Origin of the sequence: Chitinophaga costaii (assembly GCF_900094705.1) — a bacterium.
Taxonomy (GTDB): domain Bacteria; phylum Bacteroidota; class Bacteroidia; order Chitinophagales; family Chitinophagaceae; genus Chitinophaga; species Chitinophaga costaii.
In genome coordinates this window covers 70,621-88,701 of record NZ_FMAR01000016.1, presented here as the reverse complement: position 1 = coordinate 88,701, position 18,081 = coordinate 70,621, and the positions used below count along the sequence as shown (strand labels likewise).

Genomic DNA, 18,081 nt, shown 5'->3' with positions numbered 1-18,081 from the left:
TTACCGGTTACTGTTCTTAATAGCCTGGATAAGCTTCCGGTTGCGTCGGTTTTCCCGGGCCTCACTGAGCGATACTACCGCCCAGATAGCGGCCGGTATCCACCCGATGATGGTGATTTGCAGGAGCAGGCATAAAATGCCGGTTAAAATGCGACCTCTTAAAATGAAGGATAACCAGGGCAACAAAATAGCTAACAGTGTCATATGGTGAAACGTTGTGTTGTAATAAATATACTAAAAAGCTATTGATCCAAAAAGCCCACGGGCCTGCCGGTTTAAAATCGGCAGGCTCGTGTTGCAATGGGATAATCCTAGCTGGAAGTAAGTTACAGCCACCAGCAAGGCCGTATATGCTGTTTATTTTCTTCTTTCCTTCCAGAGTTGATTAAACGATTTGTCTGCAAAGATAGGCAGGGCGCGTTCCGCCCCCCAGGCCCCTGCAAAGAGGCGCTTGATCACGAAGTTCTTCATTTTACCACCCGACACATTCATGAGGCTGCGGTGCAGGCTGGCCTGCTTCCAACCATACCAGGCGAGTTTTTCCCCGCCACTGGTGAAATGTTCCTCCACCGCCTTGTGCCGGTTGTGCAGCAATAGCTCATGCAGGTTAATGCGCACAGGGCATACCTCCGTACAGTTGCCGCAAAGAGACGATGCATAACTCAGGTGCATATAGTTATCCAGCCCCTTCAGGTAGGGCGTAATCACCGATCCAATGGGGCCGCTATAAGTGGTTGCATAACTATGTCCGCCAATATTTTTATACACAGGGCAGGCATTCAGGCAGGAGCCGCAGCGGATGCAGTATAATGCCTCGCGGGCTTCCACATCCTGCAAAATATTGGTACGCCCGTTGTCCAGGATTATCACATACATTTCATCAGGACCATCGGTTTCGCCTTCCTGGCGGGGGCCGGTAATAATAGTATTGTAGGAAGTGATTTGCTGCCCAGTGCCGAAAGTGGCTAGCAGTGGCCAGAAAAGGGCCAGGTCGTTCATCGAGGGTAGCACTTTTTCAAGGCCCACCAGCGCAATATGCGTTTTGGGAAAGGAAGTGGTTAGGCGGGCATTGCCTTCATTTTCGGTGATGGCAATGCCACCAATGTCTGCAATGATAAAATTGGCCCCGGTAATGCCTATCTCCGCCTGGGTATATTTGGCGCGCAGGGTGTCCCGGGCCACCAGAGTAAGCTGTTCTGGCGTAAGGGTAGGGTCGGTACCGAGTTTTTCGGCAAATAATTTTGCAACGTCTTCCTTGCTTTTGTGCATGGCCGGCGTTACAATGTGGTAGGGCGGTTCTTCATCCAGTTGTTGGATATACTCGCCCAGATCTGTTTCTACCGATTCAATATTATGTTTGGCCAGAAAATCATTGAGGTGAATTTCTTCTGTGGCCATCGATTTGCTCTTGACAACGGTCTTGCAGTTTTTGGCCTTGCAAATAGCATGGATCTCGGCCAGGGCCTGTTCGGCAGTTTCCGCCCAGATCACTTTCCCGCCGCGTTTAATGAAGTTAGATTCAAAATCTTCCAGGTATTTGTCGAGTTGCTCAATGGCGCGCCACTTGGTATTCTTGGCCCGCTCGCGCGCGGTCATGATATCAGAAAACTGTTTTTTGCCGCCTACTACGGCAGCGTTGTATTTCCCGATGTTATAATTAATGGTTTGCCGGTGCTGCAAATCGGCCGCCTTTTCTTCACTCGCCTTCAGGAAAGTGGAAGCAGATGGGTGCATATGCGGGTCAGTTAGTTAGTAGTAAATGAAGTGAAGATAAACGTTGAAAGGCAGTAGGCCGTCATGGGCCATGCCGTATGATTATCCTGCTGCAAGTTTAAACAAAAATCCGGCCACGGGCGCGGTATTTCTTGTCAAAAACTGATACGATATTATAAATGGACAAAATTACTGATCCTGGCGGGGGAACGACTTTTGGGCTATTTTATCCAATACATCATAAAACGGCTGGCCGTAGTGGCGCACAATGGCGTCGCGCAGGAAGCGGTACACCGGTACTTTCAGGGCCTTGCCATTCTTACAGGCGGCCTTGCATACGTCCCAGCGGTCGTAGTTTACGGCTTCCCAGTTGTCGTATTTTTTGATGCGGATAGGGTAGAGGTGGCAGGAGATGGGTTTCTTAAAATGCACCTTACCATCGTTATAAGCCTTTTCGATGCCGCAGCCGGTAATGCCGTATTCATTTACCGTGGCATAAGCGCAGATACCGCCATTCACGATGGGCGTTACATACCCATACTCATCGTCTATGGTATGATAGCCCGTTTTCTCTATCTCGGCGATACCTTCGGGGCGGAGATAGGATTTAATGGCAGGATAAATCTTTTTAAGTGTTTTAGTTTCGGCATTGTTCAACGGCGCGCCGCAGTCGCCGGCCACGCAGCAGGCTCCTTTGCAGGCGCTCAGATTGCAAACGAACTGCTCCTCTACTATTTCGTCACTAATGTATTTGTCGTCTATTATGATCATAGCAAAAGCCGGGCATGAAGGCTGTCACAAAGTTACAGGAAATGCGGGTGTTTGCAATACAGCCCCCTCGCTATCTCCATTTCAGGGTTTGCACCAGGTGCCACATATCTTCCTGGAGAAACTGGTGTACGGGTGCCAGGGAATCTGCATTGGGCGTAGCATCGAAATACAGTGCACCGCGCAGGAAATGTTTCACACTGTCGGTGGCATAAAATTGCTTAGCGGAAGCAGCATCGCCAGACACATTATAGAAAAGGCCATACACATCATTGGGCGTATGAATGGGTTTTTCATCGATGGCAGATGCCTTGTAGGTATGTTTATAAGTAAGCTTAAACGCGTCGTTCACCAACTTCTCATAGCTGTTATCGCCGGCGCCGATTACCTTATAGCTCATATACACCTTCCCATTGAGTGTAGGAAATTCCAGATTTATCCACCAGGGGTTTTCAGCCTTTTCGCCAAAGAAAAGAGAGTCTTTTACCACGTTGGCATATACCGGATACTCGAAAGTATAAGGATAACCCGGCTGATCGAACACGCGGTACTTTCTTTCCGGGAATTTCATTTTAAAATACCCCCTTGGCTTAGGCGTGAATACCGGGTCGCAACCAGCAAGGAGTACCAGCAGCAGGGCGCTGCTGGCCAATAAACGCAGTAATGTATTCACGATAATTTATTCAGATTTGGTAATGCCATGCTTCAAGCTCACCTGCACTTTCTGAACGCGCATTTTGGCCACTTCCAGTACGGTAAAGTCGTAATCGCCATAGGTAATGACGCTATTTTCTTCGGGAAATTTTCCCGCCAGTTCCAGGATCAGGCCACCGATAGAATCGCTTTCGCCCTTCACGGCCTCGAAAGTGTCCGGACGAATGTTCATGATCCGGCAGGCATCATTCAGCATGATCTTGCCCTCAAATACATAGGTATCGTTATCCACCTTGTTGTAGTGGAACTCATCTTCGTCAAATTCATCCTTGATATCCCCTATCACTTCTTCCATGATATCCTCCAGGGTTACAATCCCGGAGGTACCGCCAAATTCATCTACCACCACGGCAAAATGTATGCGGCGGCTCTGGAATTCGCCGAGCAGGTCTTCAATTAATTTGTGGCCGTGTACAAAAAAAGGTTGGCGCATCACCTCGTGCCAGTCGAAAGTATCTGGCTTATCCAGGTAAGGCAGCAGGTCTTTGGTATGGATAACGCCCACAATGTTATCGAGGTTGCCCTTATATACCGGCAGGCGGCTAAATTGCAAATCTGCTACACGCTTAATCAGTTCAGACAGGGAGGAGTCGTACTCTACCCCGTTCACATCCAGGCGGGCGCGCATAATTTGTTTTACGGTAATGTTGCCAAACTTAAGGATGCCTTTCAGGATATTTTTCTCTTCCTGGCTGGTGGTGGCGTCTACACTGGCCTCAATGGCATCGTCTATCTCCTGGTAGTTTACAGCGCCAAGGTTGCGGTGAAAAAGCTTGTCTTCGATATTACCACTCAGGCCTACGAAGAAATCGCTCACCGGCTCCAGCGTGGCGTGTATAATATTAATGAACCAGGCAAAATAAGTAGCAAAGCGAATGTTATTCTGGGCGGCCCAAGTGCGGGGCAATACCTGTCCGAAAAACAGCAGTACGGCGCAGATGATTATAATCCGCACGGGCACGGAAATCATTTCCAGGAAAGTCTCGGTAGTAGAAGACTTAATGAGTAGCTGGAAAAGATAATTGGTAATAAAAATGAAGGCAATGCTGAGCAGGATGCTGGAAATTTGCAGGCTGGCTAAAAGGGATTTGGGCTTTTCCAGCAGTTTGATGATCAGTTTACCAGAAACGTTTTGCCGGGTTTTAAGTACGTTCAGGTCTTTATAATTTAGTGATAAAAAAGCCACTTCCGATCCGGATACAATGAATGCCAGCAAGAGTACCAGGAAAATAACGAGCAGGTAAACCACTACGTTGGGCGTAATGGGTGGCGCCTGTAATAAAAAATGTCCGGTGGATAAAATGCTTGCCGATTGGATTTCCAAAGTAATGTGCTTTAATAGAACCACTCAAAAATAAGGGAAAGTAATTCAGCCGCGTGATTGAATCGCTTTCCCATATGAAGTAAAGATAGGTATATAAGTTGGCCAAACAGAGGGGCGCACCTATATTATGATATGTAAAGTTAAGAAAATGAGTAATTAAAATGGTAAGTCGCCTGCAGGTTCGTTCATGGAGGGGGGCAGTTCCATGTTGGGGAACGTTTCGCCGTTATTACTGGTGCCGGATCCGCCCTGGTGGCTGCTGATGCCATGTTCGGAACTGTTCAGGTCCAGCCGTTTGTCCAGCATTACAAGGTTATCACCCACCACTTCGGTGGCAAACTTCTTGTTCCCTTCCTTGTCTTCCCAGCTACGGGTACGCAGGCGTCCTTCAATGTATACGAGGCTGCCTTTGTGCAGGTATTTTTGGGCCAATTCGGCCAGCCCGCGCCATAGTACTACTGTATGCCATTCAGTTTGGGAGATTAGCTTGCCTGCCCTGTCTTTAAATGTTTCGGTGGTAGCCAGGGAAAACTTAGCTACTGCGATGTTACCTTCTAAAAATTGCACATCCGGGTCCCGTCCTAAATTGCCTATCAACATTACTTTATTGACGCCTCTCATGATTGTAGGTTTTTGCTATTGATAATGAATTCTTCGTTCATAAAACCACCTTTCTAAAGTTAATGTTTTTTTTGATCCAGCGTTTTTTTTTCACGTTCCTGCGGCTGCAAATGCAAAGTTCAGGCCGATTTTAAACAAAAAACGACACGTATTGAATGCCATTATCTTTAGCCATTTTCGCACCATCACTTTTACGGTAACCGGGAAGTGTTCCTCTTTCTGATATAGCCGGTAGTGCAGGCGGAAATGAGCACGTGGAATAAGTTCCAATTTCGCATTTTTGTTTAAGAAACAAGCAGATTTAAGAGAATGCCGCGATATTGTTTGTTTGATGGTACCTGAATTGGTGCAAAACGGACCTTTTACCCCTGTGTGCCTGCATCCTCCCTTCACTAAGAAGGCATACAACATCCAGTCATAACCTGGGTAAACGTGATGGAATGCGTAGGTAAAGCAACTCAAAGCCTCATCTATCCCTGGGTAAAAGCGTTGGAACATGTAGGTAAGGCCAACTCCACGTTTAATATAAGTCAGGATAAAAGTGTGCCAACTCCCTAAAAAAGCGTAAGCCCCAGTGCACTTTTTTCAAGATAACTCGTGATTGTTTTTGGAAAGGCATAATCGTTCAGCATCGATTGCGGCACCAGTTGGTAGCCTTCCAGCGCCGGTGCCCTGCCTTTGCCCCGCAAGGTCAGGAACTGGGCAATGATGGTTTGGTGGGTGAGCTGTTGCTTATACGGGGCCGACAGGCCTTCCACCTTAAAGCTTACCCCGGGTAGTGCTGCCCTATATCCTTCGGAAGCCAGCAGCTCCGCCTGTGTAACCGGGCAAGGTTGCTCCAGCAAGATAAATTCATGAAGATTTTGCCAGATATCTTTTTCTTTTCGCTTGCGAATATATACCTGTTTGTTGTATATTAATATAATATAATAAAAGAACCGTTGCCGGATCATAATTTTTTTGGTTTTCAATGGCAGTTGCTCCACGCGGCCGGTTTGATAGGCCAGGCATTGTGTGCTGAGAGGACAGGAGGAGCAGGCAGGCTGTTGCGGCTTACACACTACCGCGCCAAAGTCCATAATGGCCTGATTGTAAGCGGCGCTCTGTGTTTTGTCCAATAGTTCTCCAGCCAGCAGGGTAAATTCCTTTTTACCTTCCGTAGTATCGGTAGGCGTTTGTATGCCGAAATAGCGGGCCAGCACACGGTACACATTACCATCTACCACGGCGTGTGGCAAGCCATAAGCAAAGCTGGCAATAGCAGCAGCGGTGTAGGCGCCTACCCCTTTAAGGGCCAGTATACTTTCATAGGTATGGGGAAATTGACCCTGGTAATCCTTTGATATGGTTCTGGCGGCTGCCAACATATTACGGCAGCGGTTATAATAACCCAGGCCTTGCCAGTGGCGGAACACCTCATCATCGCTGGCGCGGGCCAAGTGGTTCACCGTGGGATAAGCCTTTATAAAGCGCTCGTAATAGGGCCATCCCTGTTCTACGCGGGTTTGTTGAAGGATGATTTCGGACAGCCAGATGCGGTAAGGGTCTTTCTCCCCCTTCCAGGGCATATTTCTGGTATTAATTTCACTGTTCCAAATCAGCAGATTTTCGGTAAAAAAAGCTTTTCCAGCCCGTTTCATAAGTGGTTATGTATGTTGAAATTCAATACTGTAGTGCATTTCCTGCGATTTTATTTTATTCCCGCATGGCAAAGGAACGTTAATTATCAATGATTCAGTTATGAGGAAAAAAGATAAAATATATTTGGGTGAAAGTTAGCAATTAGAATTTTTTTAAATAACTTTACGAACAAAGTAATCCTCCGCTTCAATATGAGAAAAGCTGACTTAATTAACAACATTGCTGAGAAAACAGGCATACCTAAAGTTGATGTGTTGGTAACACTTGAAGCTATGTTCAAGGAAGTGAAAGAGGCTTTGGCTAATGGCGAACACATTTACATTCGCGGTTTTGGTAGTTTTATTACCAAGAAGCGTGCGGCTAAGATAGGCCGTAACATTAAGAAAAATGTGGCTGTTGAGATCCCGGAGCACTTCATCCCCGCGTTCAAGCCTTCAAAAGAATTCGTAGCCGAAGTAAAGAAGCTTAAAAGTTAGTAATTTTGCAGCCTAATAATTTAGGTGTGCGAAAATCTCAAGTTCTCCTTACCGGTGTCGGCATTGTTGCCGTTGTGTTGTTGTTTGCATTTGGACGTACTGTGCCCAAGCCAGACAAGCGTACTGCTACTACTGCTGCCGCAGCCCCTATGATGGGTGGCGGGCAGCCCGGTGTTGCTATTGATTTCAAAGATTTGCTGGCGCAGGCCAAGCAAAACGTACCGGCCTCCAGCCTGATTAAGATTACATCACTGGAAAACAAAGTGGTGCGGGGCGATGTAAAAGCCCAGCAGGCAAATGTATTCCACGAACTTGCGTCGGCCTGGGATAGCCTACACCAGCCGCCGCTGGCCGCCTATTACCTCGGCGAAGCGGCCAAATTGGAAAATTCCGAAAAAAGCCTCACCTTTGCAGCCAATTTATTTTTGACAGACCTACAGCAAGTCGATAACCAGGACCTTGCCAAATGGGAAGCGCAGCAGGCTATTGCCCTCTACGATAAATCCATTGAATTGAATCCTGATAACGACTCGCTCCGGATTTCCCAAGCGCTTGCTTATATGCAAAGTGGGGAACCAATGGTAGGGGTAGGTAAGCTGCGTGCCGTAGTGGAGAAAAACCCGGAAAATCTGGACGCACAGGTTACCCTGGCCAACCTGGCCATCACCTCCGGTCAGTATGACAAGGCGATAGACCGGCTGGAAGGCGTTCTCAAAAATCACCCGGACAATGTAAAGGCCTTATTCGTACTGGCAGAAGCATACAAGGGGATGGGCAACAAAGAAAAAGCAGTGCAGTTATTTGAGCGCTGCAAACAAAATGTAAAAGATCCGGCATTGATCAAAGAAATCGATGATTATATAGCCGATACCAAATAAGTTTATTTCTCACATTTTAAAAAATCAAGTATGCCTTGCGGTAAGAAAAGAAAAAGACATAAAATAGCTACGCATAAACGTAAAAAGAGGTTGAGAAAGAACCGGCATAAGAAAGGTAAAAAATAATTTCTCCCATTTCCCCGCCTTTAAACAGGTATACACAAGCGCAGACCGGATAAAATTTTCATACATCCTGCATGATTTTGGCGATTATATCATTAAATTGCCGGAGTCATGCAGGTTTTTTTACCGGACCGTCGACCATTTTCCGGAAAATACCTGTGATCGCTAAACCCTTGGAGCGCAAATCCTTCATCGCTAACTATAATGAAGAAATGCTAACTTACAACTGTTAGCTGCTATCTGGCGATGCCATAGCCTGTAGGTTTATTACGCAGGATGCCATGCCCCCCTTCAATGGTGCAGCTTAAAAGGCTAAAATTTACGACACTTGAATAAGGAACTAATTATAAATGCAGCACCTACCGGTGTAGAGATTGCATTGCTGGAAGATAAGCGGCTAGTAGAGCTGCATCACGAAAGCGGCAATCCAAATTTTTCGGTAGGCGACCTGTACCTGGGGAAAGTAAAGAAACTTATCCCGGGGCTAAACGCTGCTTTCGTAGATGTAGGATTCGAGAAAGATGCCTTCCTGCACTATACAGACCTTAGCCCCTATATCCGTTCCATCCTCAAATTTACCCAATTGGCTATGCACGACAAAAGCCCGGAGGGATTTGATTTTGGAAAGTTTAAGAATGAACCCGAGATTGTTAAGACCGGGAAAGTAACCGAAGTGCTGGGAGGCAAACCCAACATCCTCGTACAGATTCTCAAAGAGCCAATCTCCTCCAAAGGTCCCCGGTTGAGTTGCGAAATATCTTTGCCTGGCCGTTTTATCGTGTTAACACCCTTCAACGACATTGTAGCCGTTTCTAAAAAGATTCATTCTTCAGAAGAACGTAAAAGACTGCAAAAAATAGTAGAGGCCATTAAATCACCCAACTTTGGCGTGATTGTACGCACTGCCGCAGAAGGCAAGAAAACCGCAGAACTCCATGAGGACCTTACCGCGCTGGTAGAAACCTGGAATATTATACAGGCCAACCTGAAAGGAGCTGTGGCCCCACAGAAAGTATTGAGCGAACAGGCCAAGACCACCAGCATGCTGCGCGACCTGCTCAATGAAAGCTTTAACCGGATTGTGATCAATGATAAAAATATGTACAGCGATACCCGCGCGTACATCCAGAAGATTGCCCCGGAAAAACAAGATATTGTTACATATTATCATAACGGAGCGCCCATCTTTGACCATTACGGCATTACCCGGCAGGTAAAATCTGCCTTTGGTAAAACCGTGAACCTGGATAGCGGTGTATACCTTATTATCGAAGCCACAGAAGCCCTGCACGTGATAGACGTGAACAGTGGCTACAAAAGCTCCAGCAACAACCAGGAGCAGAACGCCCTGGCCAGCAACTTGGAAGCGGCCGCCGAAATTGCCCGCCAGCTACGCCTGCGCGACCTGGGTGGTATCATCATCATCGACTTTATCGATATGAAGTTGCCGGAAAATAAAAAGACCGTGTTCGAAACCATGGAAAAACACATGGCCCAGGACCGCGCTAAACATACTATTCTCCCCATCTCCAAATTTGGCCTCATGCAGATCACGCGCCAGCGCGTGAAACCGGAAATGACCATCTCCGTTGCAGAAGATTGTCCAACCTGCAAAGGCACCGGCAAAATCGGGGCTTCTATGCTCATCCTGGAAGACATCGAAAAAAACTTACTCTACCTCATCAACCACCAGCACAAAGGCCTGAGCATTCGCGTACACCCCATATTGTACGCCTATCTCACCAAGGGCTTCCTGGGAAGCCGGCAGTGGAAATGGTACTTTAAGTTTAAACGTTGGGTAAAATTGAAGCCGGATAATAACTACCACCTCACGGAATACCGTTTCTTCGATGCAAATGATGAAGAGATTAAATTCTAGCCTTGTACCATTTTTACCATAACATTTTTGAGGGCTGGCCGCAAAGGGTCAGCCTTTTTTAATTGGCAGTGTTTTTGGGCAAATGGAAATACTATACTCAAAACCTTATCTAATGACAATGCGGCATGTTCCCCTGGTCTCAATTTGCCTTTTAATCTGCACCCTATTGGCCTGTCAGCAAAATGGCGGTAAAAAAAATAACAGCAAAGCGTCTTTGGAGCGCAATAAAAAGGTGCTTACCAAACAGGATCTGCTGCCGCAGGTGCTGGACAGTAATGCTCTTGGCCATTTCCTGGACTCGAGCACGTTGTACAAACCTTACGCAGACAACGTGCGCGACTTCTACGCTAAGCGGGAATATCACTATGCCTGGGTAGACCACGACAGCCTTACCGAACAGGCAGGCAATTTCATGAACATGGTTCGCACAGACCCCGCACTGGGCAACGATACCAGTGGCCTTCAAAGTAAATCGCTGGACGCGCTGTATAATGATGTAGGCGTAGATAGTGGTAAAGTACATCCCGGCGACCCTCGCATTGCTCAACTGGAAATGATGCTCACTGCCCATTTCTTTTTATATGCCGATAAAATATGGGGCGGCAGAACCAGCGATTCTACTAAAGGTTTGGACTGGTACATTCCCCGTAAAAAGCTGGACATGGCCAGCCTCCTGCAAAGCGTAATTTCTCAAAAATCAGGTTCCTTCACCAGCGACGAACCGGTGAACCGGCAATACAAACTACTGCGCGATGAGCTGAAGAAACTGGCGGATGTGGATAAAGCCGGGCAATGGGATACCATTGCTGTTAGCAAAAACATCCTCAAACCCGGTCAGCAATCGCCCGTGGTAACTTCCGTGAAAATTAAACTACATGCCTTGGGCGACCTGCCTGATGCAGATACCTCCGCTTCCTTTACCCCCGCCCTGGATAGTGCACTGCGTAACTTTGAAGATCGCATGGGCCTGAAGGTAGATGGGCAAATTACCCCCGCCGTGGTAAAAGCGCTGAACGTACCCCTGAAAAACCGCATGGAACAAATCCTGGTAAACATGGAACGTCTGCGCTGGGTACCCGCAGATCCCAGCGGCGACTACCTCCTGGTAAATATTCCGGCATATAAATTATATGTGTACGAAGATGGTAAGCTGGCCTGGAACTGTAATGTAGTAGTGGGCAAACCAGGCGGCAGTACGGTGATCTTCACCAAAAAAATGCAATACGTAGTATTCAGTCCTTACTGGAACGTGGCCCCCGGCATACTGGCTCATGAAGTACTTCCAGCGGTGAAACGCAACCCCGGTTACCTGGCACGCGAAAACATGGAAGTGGTAACCGGCACTGGCAAACCTGTAAGCGGTGTGAATTTTAATAAATACAGCGGCAGTAATTTTCCCTACATCATCCGCCAGAAACCGGGTGGTAAAAATTCGCTGGGTAAAGTGAAATTCCTGTTCCCCAACGAATACAATATTTACCTACACGACACGCCCAGCAAAGGCCTGTTCAATGCCACTGACCGCTCTTTCAGCCATGGCTGCATACGTGTTCAGGAGCCGGAAAAACTGGCCAATTGGGTGCTGCGTAAAGACAGCTTATGGAATGCCGATAAGATACATACTGCCATGAACGCCGGTAAAGAAAAATATGTTCAGCTAAAAGGGGATGAGCAGGTGCCTGTGTACATCAGCTACTTTACGGCTTTTGTAGATTCGCAGGGCCGCCTGAATATGCGCAGCGATGTATATGGCCACGATGCAGAACTGGCCAAACTGCTCTTTGCCAAATAGGGAGGACCTTTGTAAAAAACAATCGTCGCTTTATAGCCGCCAAGGCTGCAAAGCGACGATTTATTTTGAGAGCTTTTTATTAAGCACCCGCTATCACGGAAATTTCTACGTTCACGCCTTTGGGCAGACCGGATACTTCTACAGTTTCCCGCGCAGGAAAATTATCGCTGAAGTATTGACCATATACTTCATTCACCGCAGCAAAGTTGCTCATTTTGGTGAGGAAGATGGTGGTTTTAATCACATCGTTGAACGTAAGGTTGGCAGCGGTGAGTACGGCTTTCAGGTTTTCCATTACCTGGGTAGTTTCTGTGGCGATATCACCGGTTACCAGGTTGCCGGTGGCAGGGTCTATAGGAACCTGGCCGGACACGAATACGAAACCGCCGGCTTTTACAGCCTGGCTATATGGCCCGATAGGCGCGGGCGCATTGCTGGATTGAATGATCTGTTTTTCCATGCGATAAAATTAAGGCAAAATGCCGCAAGCTGCAATGTGTGTTTGTGTAGTTTTCCCCGGCCAACAAAGAATGCTTTTCCCTAATTTCGTTCTTTAAATGCGACAGGCCATGAACATCCTTGTGACAGGTGATGCCGCCCGCTGGCAGGCATTGCAACAAAGAAATTTTTCCGGTTGCAATACATTGTACCAGGCAGCCATTGATCATATAGACCTAACAGCCTACACGATGGTCATCGACCTTTCGCTGGACGATACGCCGGGCAATGCCAGCCACTATGCCCAATATCCGGAAACAATGGTTTTGGGTAACGTGGTGAAGACTTCGCTCCAGGCAATTACCAAACATTATAATGCTGGCAACATCATTGGCTGCAACTGGCTGCCTGGCTTTGGGCATATGCTGGTGCTGGAGGTATCTTGCAGCCATGCGGCGCTGTGGGAAAAGTGGAGGGCCATGGCGGGTATGCTGCAATGGGCGTATGAAAGGGTGGAAGACCTGCCAGGTATGGTAACGCCCCGTGTGGTGAGCATGATTATTAATGAAGCTTACTTTACCGTGGAGGAAGGTACGGCTAGTCGGGAAGACATAGACATGGCCATGAAGCTAGGTACTAATTACCCGTTTGGCCCTTTTGAGTGGAGCACAAAAATAGGACTGGACCAGGTATATGGCATATTGCAGGCCGTGCAAGCTGCTACAGGGCTGGCCCGTTACGCTATCTGCCCCCTGCTGGCAGCAGAAGCATTCACCATAAAATCATAAACATTGGCAACCATCTTACACATAGATACCGCCACCACCGTGGGTTCGGTATGCCTTTCAAAAGACGGGCAGGTTTTACAATTGCTAGAAAACCCCGAGCAGCGGGAGCAAGCGGCCTCCATTACTTTATTTGTGCAACAAGTTTTGAAGGGCCAGGGCATGCAGGGGCAGGAGCTAGACGCCATCGCAGTGAGCGCAGGGCCGGGTTCTTATACAGGGCTACGCATTGGGTTGGCCACGGCCAAAGGACTTTGTTATACCTGGCAGAAGCCGCTCATTGGCGTCAGCACCTTACAGCTCATGGCACAGGGTGCCCTTTTACAGCAGCAAGACGCCGAAGCATTGTACTGCCCTATGATAGATGCACGCCGGATGGAGGTATTTACCGCAATATATAATGCCCGGCTGGAAACCATTGTACCAGGGGAGGCCCTCATCCTCTCGCCAGACAATTTCCAGGAATGGCTGGCTACCCATCGTATTTACTTTTTTGGTGATGGGAGTACAAAATGGGAAGCACTCATGGAAAAATCGCCCCAGGCAGCTTTCCTGCCTTACCAGATCAGCGCCGCCCACATGGTGCCACTTGCAGAGCAAATATATGCTGGAGGCCGCTTTGAGGATGTGGCCTACTTTTCGCCTCATTATTTAAAGGCGTTTTATCACCCGTTGAAATAAAAAAGAACAAAGCTTCAAGTTTGGTCACGGAATTGTCAAATAAGTGTTTTTTCGCAAGTGACGACCTTTATATATGAAAAAATAAGGTATAGAAATTTTTTTTATTGTGATAGATATTATAGTTTTGTATCAATCGATAATCCGCAGCTATTTTCTAGTATGTTGCGATTTACTGTCCGTTGATCCCTTTATTCATCATTTTTAAAAACTGTTTAAGCGATGGAAAAAACATTATTGACAACCTCTTCTAATACGCTTATTATTTCTAGGGGTAACAGCGAAAAAGATCAGATCAAATTGGATTACATTGCAGTTAAGAAAGCTGCGATGGTATTACGTGCGATCAATCACAAGTTACGTCAGCAAATGATTCGCCTACTGGAGGATCATAAGAAAATGACGGTAACAGAGATCTACGTTAAATTGCGCCTGGAGCAGTCAGTGGCTTCCCAGCACCTGGCTATTCTTAGAAGGGCCGGTATTGTGATTACTGAAAGAGATGGTAAATTTATTCACTATACGATTAACAAAGGCCGTATAGCCGAAGTTGCCAAATTTGTAGAAGAACTGGTAGGTTAATAAGCAGTTTGTTCTATAAAAATTTTATGTACTGCCTTCCCGGACTGGGAAGGCAGTTTCATTTTGGGGTGCGATGGGGCGTTGGCAGCCTTATAAATTCAGTTATAATTGAAAGGTGCTATTGGAAACTGCCACAGGGGGAATAGATTTTATCCATGGGTGTGGCTCCGATTTATTCGTATTTTTGTAAAAATTATGAGCCAATGTTCGTAAAGCAATTGTACACTAACTGCTTATCTGAAGCTGCCTATTTTATAGAATCGGGGGGAGAAGCAGTGGTGATAGATCCGTTAAGAGATATTGATGAGTATATAGCCCTTGCCAAAGAGCGCAATGCTACGATTAAATATATTTTTGAAACCCATTTCCACGCCGACTTTGTATCGGGCCACGTGGAGCTGGCGGAAGCTACGAAAGCGCCCATTGTGTATGGCCCCCTGGCGGAGACGAGCTTCCCTTCCTACATTGCCAAAGACCATGAGATATTTCACATAGGCGAGGTGACCATCGAGGCCTTGCATACGCCCGGCCATACCCTGGAAAGCACCTGCTACCTGCTTCGCGATGAAAACAAGGAGCCGCATAGTATTTATACCGGCGACACTCTTTTTGTAGGCGATGTAGGCCGCCCAGACCTGTTCAGTGGCGACTTGAGCAAAGAAGAACTAGCTGCTATGCTGTTCGAATCTTTGAACAGCAAAATTAAAACACTGCCAGATCATGTAACGGTGTACCCGGCACACGGTCCAGGTTCTTCCTGTGGCAAAAATCTGGGTCCCAGTACTTACAGCACGATCGGCGATGAAAAGAAAACAAACTACGCCCTGCTGGCTACAGAGAAAGCGGCCTTCATTAACGAAGTAACGGATGGCCTATCTACTCCACCCGCCTATTTCCCCATTAATGCAAAACTGAATCAGGAAGGTGCCAGCGCTTTGAAGACCGTAAAGGAAAAAGCGCTGAAACCCTTGTCCATAGCGGAATTTAAAGAACGTGTGGCCAATGGCGCATTAATATTGGACACCCGCCATGCCGATACTTTTGCCGAAGGTTATGTACCTGGCAGCATCAGCATAGGCCTGGAAGGACGATTCGCGGAATGGGTGGGTAACCTATTGCCATTTAACAAAGAAATAGTACTGGTAACGGAACCCGGGAAGGAAGAAGAAACCTTGGTGCGCATGGCCCGTGTGGGTTTTGAAAAGGTAACTGGTTACCTGAACGGTAGTTATGCCGCCTGGCAGGCTGCCGGAGAACCGATAGACATGATCATTACGGTAGAACCGGATGAATTGGCGATGGATTTGCCCCACGACGAGCACCTGATAATTGTGGATGTGCGCAAGCCTACGGAATATGCCGATGGTCACATCAAAGACGCACTGAACCTTACCCTGAGTGACATGGTAGATCCCGGTTCCATGGCGGATCTGGACGAGCATTTTAATTTGTATGTGCATTGCCAGGGTGGCTACCGCAGCATTATTGCCTGCTCTATGCTGAAACGGGAAGGCATTCACAACCTGCGTAACGTAGCCGGTGGCTTTAAAGCGATGAAGGAAGAGAAGGGGTTAGAAGTAGTGAAAGAAAAGAATGTACTGAACTAAGTTTTATAGGTTTAAATGTTGCAAAGGCGCACCCATCAGGGGGTGCCTTTTTGCATTGGTAGCTGTACTAAGGGCTTTTGCCGTGAACAAACCTTCCCATTCATTTGTAATCACCCTGGAACATATTTGTTCGCAACGTATCATCACCAAAACAATGTACGATGAGAGAAAAGACCTTTTTAATGACTGGCTTCCTGGCTTTGTTCCTGGTGGCCTGCGGACCTTCGGACGAAAATATCCAGGAGGAGGTAAATACAAAACTTACCAGTACTAGTCCTGGCGTGATCGGAAAGGTAACCAATGGAGTGGTAACCCTCAGCGGAGAGGTGGTGGACCAAAGCGCTAAAACCGATGCTGCCACTGCCGTACAGGACATCAAAGGGGTGAAAAAGATAGATAACCAGGTTACCATTGCCCTGTCACCGGCCCCTCCGGTAGCGATAGATTCCGTAAAGATTTCACCCGATGATGCCCTGCGCAAAAGTGTAGATTCCAGCTTTGCAGCCAATGGTATTACCGGTATCACCACTTCCATCAGCAATGGAGTGTTAACACTAACCGGCCAAACAGCTAAAACATCCCTGCGTAAAATTATGCAGATTGTACACGCCTCACATCCTAAAAAAGTAAATAACCAGCTAACCCTGAAATAATCTCATTATGGCAGTGCAGGAAAAATACCAATCGCTGATAGACCTTGCACAAAAAAAGGGTGTAACCGGCTTAAAGGTGCATGAACAGGAAGGGGTGTTGTATGTAAGCGGCACCGCCCCCAACACCGAAGTAAAAGAGGCTGTGTGGCAGATCTACGAATCTATAGATCCCGAAATGAAGACAGGCGACCTGGTGTTAGACATTGCCCAGGCCGGAAGCATTACCGAACAACAAACGTATTTGGTAAAACCTGGAGATAGTTTGGGTACAATTGCCAAGTTATATCCCGGCCTTACCTGGAATGCTATCTTTGAGGCAAACAAAGACACAATTAGAGACCCCAATCTTATTCACCCCGGACAAAAACTGAAGATCCCATAAGGATTGACAAGGTCATTGATCTGGTAAATTAATATATCCTGAAACTTACTCCTATGGCGGTTTTGGATATGGGAAAAACAAAAGGGCGTTATCTCTTCAATGACAATGCCCTTTTGTTTTTATAAGAAAACATTTTGTTTAAGCTGGTTTGCTGGCCTCATTCATTTCCCCTTTCCATTTATGCTTCCAGCGGCGGTGGCTCCATACCCATACCTCCGGTTGTTCACGAATATTTGCTTCCAAAAATTGCACGAATTGTTCGGTAAGTTGTCCTTCCGGTGTATTTTTTGGGTTTTCGGATGCCAGTACCAGGCGGGCTTTGTAATACCCTCTTTTTACTTTCCGGATATCAGCAAACACCACTGGTATATTGTACCGGCGGGCCGACATTTCTGGGCCTTTGTAAAAGGCGGTCATTTTATTAAGGAAGGGATACCAGTAAGTGCGGCGGGGATTTCCGGGATTTTGGTCGGCCACGAGTGCAACCAGGTATTGCTTTTGGTGCCAGGGGGCCATGGCATTGCTCATATCGTTGGCGGGTAGCAGTACGGTACCGGCGCGCTCCCGGAAGTAACGGAACAGGCGGTCGGCGGTTTTATTGGTCAGGGGCATGTACACTACCAGGAAGGGGAAGGCCACGCCCTGCATGCAAAACACATTGGCCCACTCCCAATTAAAATTATGGCCCAGGTGTAGCTGGCAGCTTTTGCCTTTGGCATAAAGGTCGTGCAGCACGGTGAGGTCGCAATCGAAGCGGCGTTGCAGGTTTTTCTTGCTGATGGTGAGTAGTTTGATGGTTTCCACCATCATGTCGGTAAGGTTGCGGTAATACTTTGCCGCCAGTGTTTTTATTTCGGCATCTGTTTTCTCCGGGAAGGCCTGCTTCAGATTAGCCAGGATCACGGCCTTGCGGTATCCGAATACATGGTATACCAGCAGGTAGCAAAAATCGCTGATTCCATATAAAATAAAGAACGGAAGGGCAGCCAGCAGGTAACATATGCCAAGGAGAATATAATACATTCAG

Annotated in this window: 20 protein-coding genes; 10 read left to right on the top strand and 10 right to left on the bottom strand. The window is 47.2% G+C overall.

Going from position 1 to position 18,081, the window contains the following annotated elements; translation table 11 throughout:
* The 8 genes from GA0116948_RS18135 to mutY all read right to left on the bottom strand — a co-directional run bounded on the left by GA0116948_RS18135 (window position 1) and on the right by mutY (window position 6,780).
* Window positions 1-204 carry a YqaE/Pmp3 family membrane protein gene (locus tag GA0116948_RS18135; protein WP_089714830.1) on the bottom strand — a complete coding sequence of 68 codons (204 nt, stop codon included), beginning with the start codon at window positions 202-204 and terminating at the stop codon, window positions 1-3.
* Between the two features lie 153 nt (window positions 205-357).
* Entirely contained in the window at window positions 358-1,734 is a 1,377-nt protein-coding gene (locus GA0116948_RS18130) for a LutB/LldF family L-lactate oxidation iron-sulfur protein (protein WP_089714829.1), read from the bottom strand.
* A 168-nt stretch (window positions 1,735-1,902) separates the two neighbouring features.
* Window positions 1,903-2,484, bottom strand: a complete 582-nt coding sequence (locus GA0116948_RS18125; RefSeq protein WP_089714827.1) for a DUF3109 family protein — start codon at window positions 2,482-2,484, stop codon at window positions 1,903-1,905.
* A gap of 70 nt (window positions 2,485-2,554) precedes the next feature.
* Window positions 2,555-3,154 (bottom strand): gliding motility lipoprotein GldD, encoded by a 600-nt coding sequence (gldD, locus tag GA0116948_RS18120; RefSeq protein ID WP_240619252.1) that lies wholly within the window; start codon window positions 3,152-3,154, stop codon window positions 2,555-2,557.
* 6 nt (window positions 3,155-3,160) lie between these two features.
* Window positions 3,161-4,519 (bottom strand): gliding motility-associated protein GldE, encoded by a 1,359-nt coding sequence (gene gldE, locus GA0116948_RS18115; RefSeq protein ID WP_240619251.1) that lies wholly within the window; start codon window positions 4,517-4,519, stop codon window positions 3,161-3,163.
* Between the two features lie 156 nt (window positions 4,520-4,675).
* Complete coding sequence (locus tag GA0116948_RS18110) at window positions 4,676-5,140, bottom strand: single-stranded DNA-binding protein (RefSeq protein WP_089714822.1); 465 nt, start codon at window positions 5,138-5,140, stop codon at window positions 4,676-4,678.
* A 90-nt stretch (window positions 5,141-5,230) separates the two neighbouring features.
* The gene (locus tag GA0116948_RS18105) at window positions 5,231-5,638 is read right to left on the bottom strand and encodes a hypothetical protein (RefSeq protein WP_089714821.1); all 408 of its coding nucleotides are present in this window, start codon (window positions 5,636-5,638) and stop codon (window positions 5,231-5,233) included.
* A 56-nt stretch (window positions 5,639-5,694) separates the two neighbouring features.
* The gene (mutY, locus tag GA0116948_RS18100) at window positions 5,695-6,780 is read right to left on the bottom strand and encodes an A/G-specific adenine glycosylase (protein WP_089714819.1); all 1,086 of its coding nucleotides are present in this window, start codon (window positions 6,778-6,780) and stop codon (window positions 5,695-5,697) included.
* Between the two features lie 192 nt (window positions 6,781-6,972).
* Here mutY and GA0116948_RS18095 point away from each other — a divergent pair, with 192 nt between their 5' ends.
* The 4 genes from GA0116948_RS18095 to GA0116948_RS18080 all read left to right on the top strand — a co-directional run bounded on the left by GA0116948_RS18095 (window position 6,973) and on the right by GA0116948_RS18080 (window position 11,929).
* A complete protein-coding gene (locus GA0116948_RS18095; protein WP_089714817.1) occupies window positions 6,973-7,257 on the top strand; it encodes an HU family DNA-binding protein in 285 nt (94 codons plus the stop codon).
* Window positions 7,258-7,283: 26 nt separating this feature from the next.
* Window positions 7,284-8,135 (top strand): tetratricopeptide repeat protein, encoded by an 852-nt coding sequence (locus GA0116948_RS18090; RefSeq protein WP_123891861.1) that lies wholly within the window; start codon window positions 7,284-7,286, stop codon window positions 8,133-8,135.
* 451 nt (window positions 8,136-8,586) lie between these two features.
* Window positions 8,587-10,137 carry an Rne/Rng family ribonuclease gene (locus tag GA0116948_RS18085; RefSeq protein ID WP_089714813.1) on the top strand — a complete coding sequence of 517 codons (1,551 nt, stop codon included), beginning with the start codon at window positions 8,587-8,589 and terminating at the stop codon, window positions 10,135-10,137.
* A 214-nt stretch (window positions 10,138-10,351) separates the two neighbouring features.
* Entirely contained in the window at window positions 10,352-11,929 is a 1,578-nt protein-coding gene (locus GA0116948_RS18080) for a L,D-transpeptidase family protein (protein WP_165798526.1), read from the top strand.
* A 79-nt stretch (window positions 11,930-12,008) separates the two neighbouring features.
* Here the strand turns inward: GA0116948_RS18080 and GA0116948_RS18075 are convergent, their stop codons facing one another.
* Entirely contained in the window at window positions 12,009-12,389 is a 381-nt protein-coding gene (locus tag GA0116948_RS18075; RefSeq protein ID WP_089714809.1) for a RidA family protein, read from the bottom strand.
* A 109-nt stretch (window positions 12,390-12,498) separates the two neighbouring features.
* Between GA0116948_RS18075 and GA0116948_RS18070 the strand changes: the two genes are divergently transcribed.
* From GA0116948_RS18070 to GA0116948_RS18045, 6 genes are all read left to right on the top strand, one after another.
* Window positions 12,499-13,155 carry a 3-hydroxyacyl-CoA dehydrogenase family protein gene (locus GA0116948_RS18070; protein ID WP_205686175.1) on the top strand — a complete coding sequence of 219 codons (657 nt, stop codon included), beginning with the start codon at window positions 12,499-12,501 and terminating at the stop codon, window positions 13,153-13,155.
* A gap of 3 nt (window positions 13,156-13,158) precedes the next feature.
* Window positions 13,159-13,833 (top strand): tRNA (adenosine(37)-N6)-threonylcarbamoyltransferase complex dimerization subunit type 1 TsaB, encoded by a 675-nt coding sequence (gene tsaB, locus GA0116948_RS18065; protein ID WP_089714805.1) that lies wholly within the window; start codon window positions 13,159-13,161, stop codon window positions 13,831-13,833.
* Window positions 13,834-14,052: 219 nt separating this feature from the next.
* Window positions 14,053-14,412 (top strand): ArsR/SmtB family transcription factor, encoded by a 360-nt coding sequence (locus GA0116948_RS18060; protein ID WP_089714803.1) that lies wholly within the window; start codon window positions 14,053-14,055, stop codon window positions 14,410-14,412.
* 203 nt (window positions 14,413-14,615) lie between these two features.
* The gene (locus tag GA0116948_RS18055) at window positions 14,616-16,019 is read left to right on the top strand and encodes an MBL fold metallo-hydrolase (RefSeq protein WP_089714801.1); all 1,404 of its coding nucleotides are present in this window, start codon (window positions 14,616-14,618) and stop codon (window positions 16,017-16,019) included.
* A 161-nt stretch (window positions 16,020-16,180) separates the two neighbouring features.
* The gene (locus tag GA0116948_RS18050) at window positions 16,181-16,672 is read left to right on the top strand and encodes a BON domain-containing protein (RefSeq protein ID WP_089714799.1); all 492 of its coding nucleotides are present in this window, start codon (window positions 16,181-16,183) and stop codon (window positions 16,670-16,672) included.
* A 7-nt stretch (window positions 16,673-16,679) separates the two neighbouring features.
* Window positions 16,680-17,054 (top strand): LysM peptidoglycan-binding domain-containing protein, encoded by a 375-nt coding sequence (locus tag GA0116948_RS18045; protein ID WP_089714797.1) that lies wholly within the window; start codon window positions 16,680-16,682, stop codon window positions 17,052-17,054.
* Window positions 17,055-17,192: 138 nt separating this feature from the next.
* Here the strand turns inward: GA0116948_RS18045 and GA0116948_RS18040 are convergent, their stop codons facing one another.
* Window positions 17,193-18,077 carry a lysophospholipid acyltransferase family protein gene (locus GA0116948_RS18040; RefSeq protein WP_089714796.1) on the bottom strand — a complete coding sequence of 295 codons (885 nt, stop codon included), beginning with the start codon at window positions 18,075-18,077 and terminating at the stop codon, window positions 17,193-17,195.
* Window positions 18,078-18,081 lie beyond the last annotated feature (4 nt).

Coding starts and splice junctions, on each gene's coding strand:
- GA0116948_RS18135 (WP_089714830.1), bottom strand. CDS start 204: ATGACACTGTTAGCTATTTTGTTGCCCTGGTTATCCTTCATTTTAAGA.
- GA0116948_RS18130 (WP_089714829.1), bottom strand. CDS start 1,734: ATGCACCCATCTGCTTCCACTTTCCTGAAGGCGAGTGAAGAAAAGGCG.
- GA0116948_RS18125 (WP_089714827.1), bottom strand. CDS start 2,484: ATGATCATAATAGACGACAAATACATTAGTGACGAAATAGTAGAGGAG.
- GA0116948_RS18110 (WP_089714822.1), bottom strand. CDS start 5,140: ATGAGAGGCGTCAATAAAGTAATGTTGATAGGCAATTTAGGACGGGAC.
- GA0116948_RS18105 (WP_089714821.1), bottom strand. CDS start 5,638: ATGTTCCAACGCTTTTACCCAGGGATAGATGAGGCTTTGAGTTGCTTT.
- mutY (WP_089714819.1), bottom strand. CDS start 6,780: ATGAAACGGGCTGGAAAAGCTTTTTTTACCGAAAATCTGCTGATTTGG.
- GA0116948_RS18095 (WP_089714817.1), top strand. CDS start 6,973: ATGAGAAAAGCTGACTTAATTAACAACATTGCTGAGAAAACAGGCATA.
- GA0116948_RS18075 (WP_089714809.1), bottom strand. CDS start 12,389: ATGGAAAAACAGATCATTCAATCCAGCAATGCGCCCGCGCCTATCGGG.
- GA0116948_RS18070 (WP_205686175.1), top strand. CDS start 12,499: ATGAACATCCTTGTGACAGGTGATGCCGCCCGCTGGCAGGCATTGCAA.
- GA0116948_RS18060 (WP_089714803.1), top strand. CDS start 14,053: ATGGAAAAAACATTATTGACAACCTCTTCTAATACGCTTATTATTTCT.
- GA0116948_RS18055 (WP_089714801.1), top strand. CDS start 14,616: ATGTTCGTAAAGCAATTGTACACTAACTGCTTATCTGAAGCTGCCTAT.
- GA0116948_RS18050 (WP_089714799.1), top strand. CDS start 16,181: ATGAGAGAAAAGACCTTTTTAATGACTGGCTTCCTGGCTTTGTTCCTG.
- GA0116948_RS18045 (WP_089714797.1), top strand. CDS start 16,680: ATGGCAGTGCAGGAAAAATACCAATCGCTGATAGACCTTGCACAAAAA.
- GA0116948_RS18040 (WP_089714796.1), bottom strand. CDS start 18,077: ATGTATTATATTCTCCTTGGCATATGTTACCTGCTGGCTGCCCTTCCG.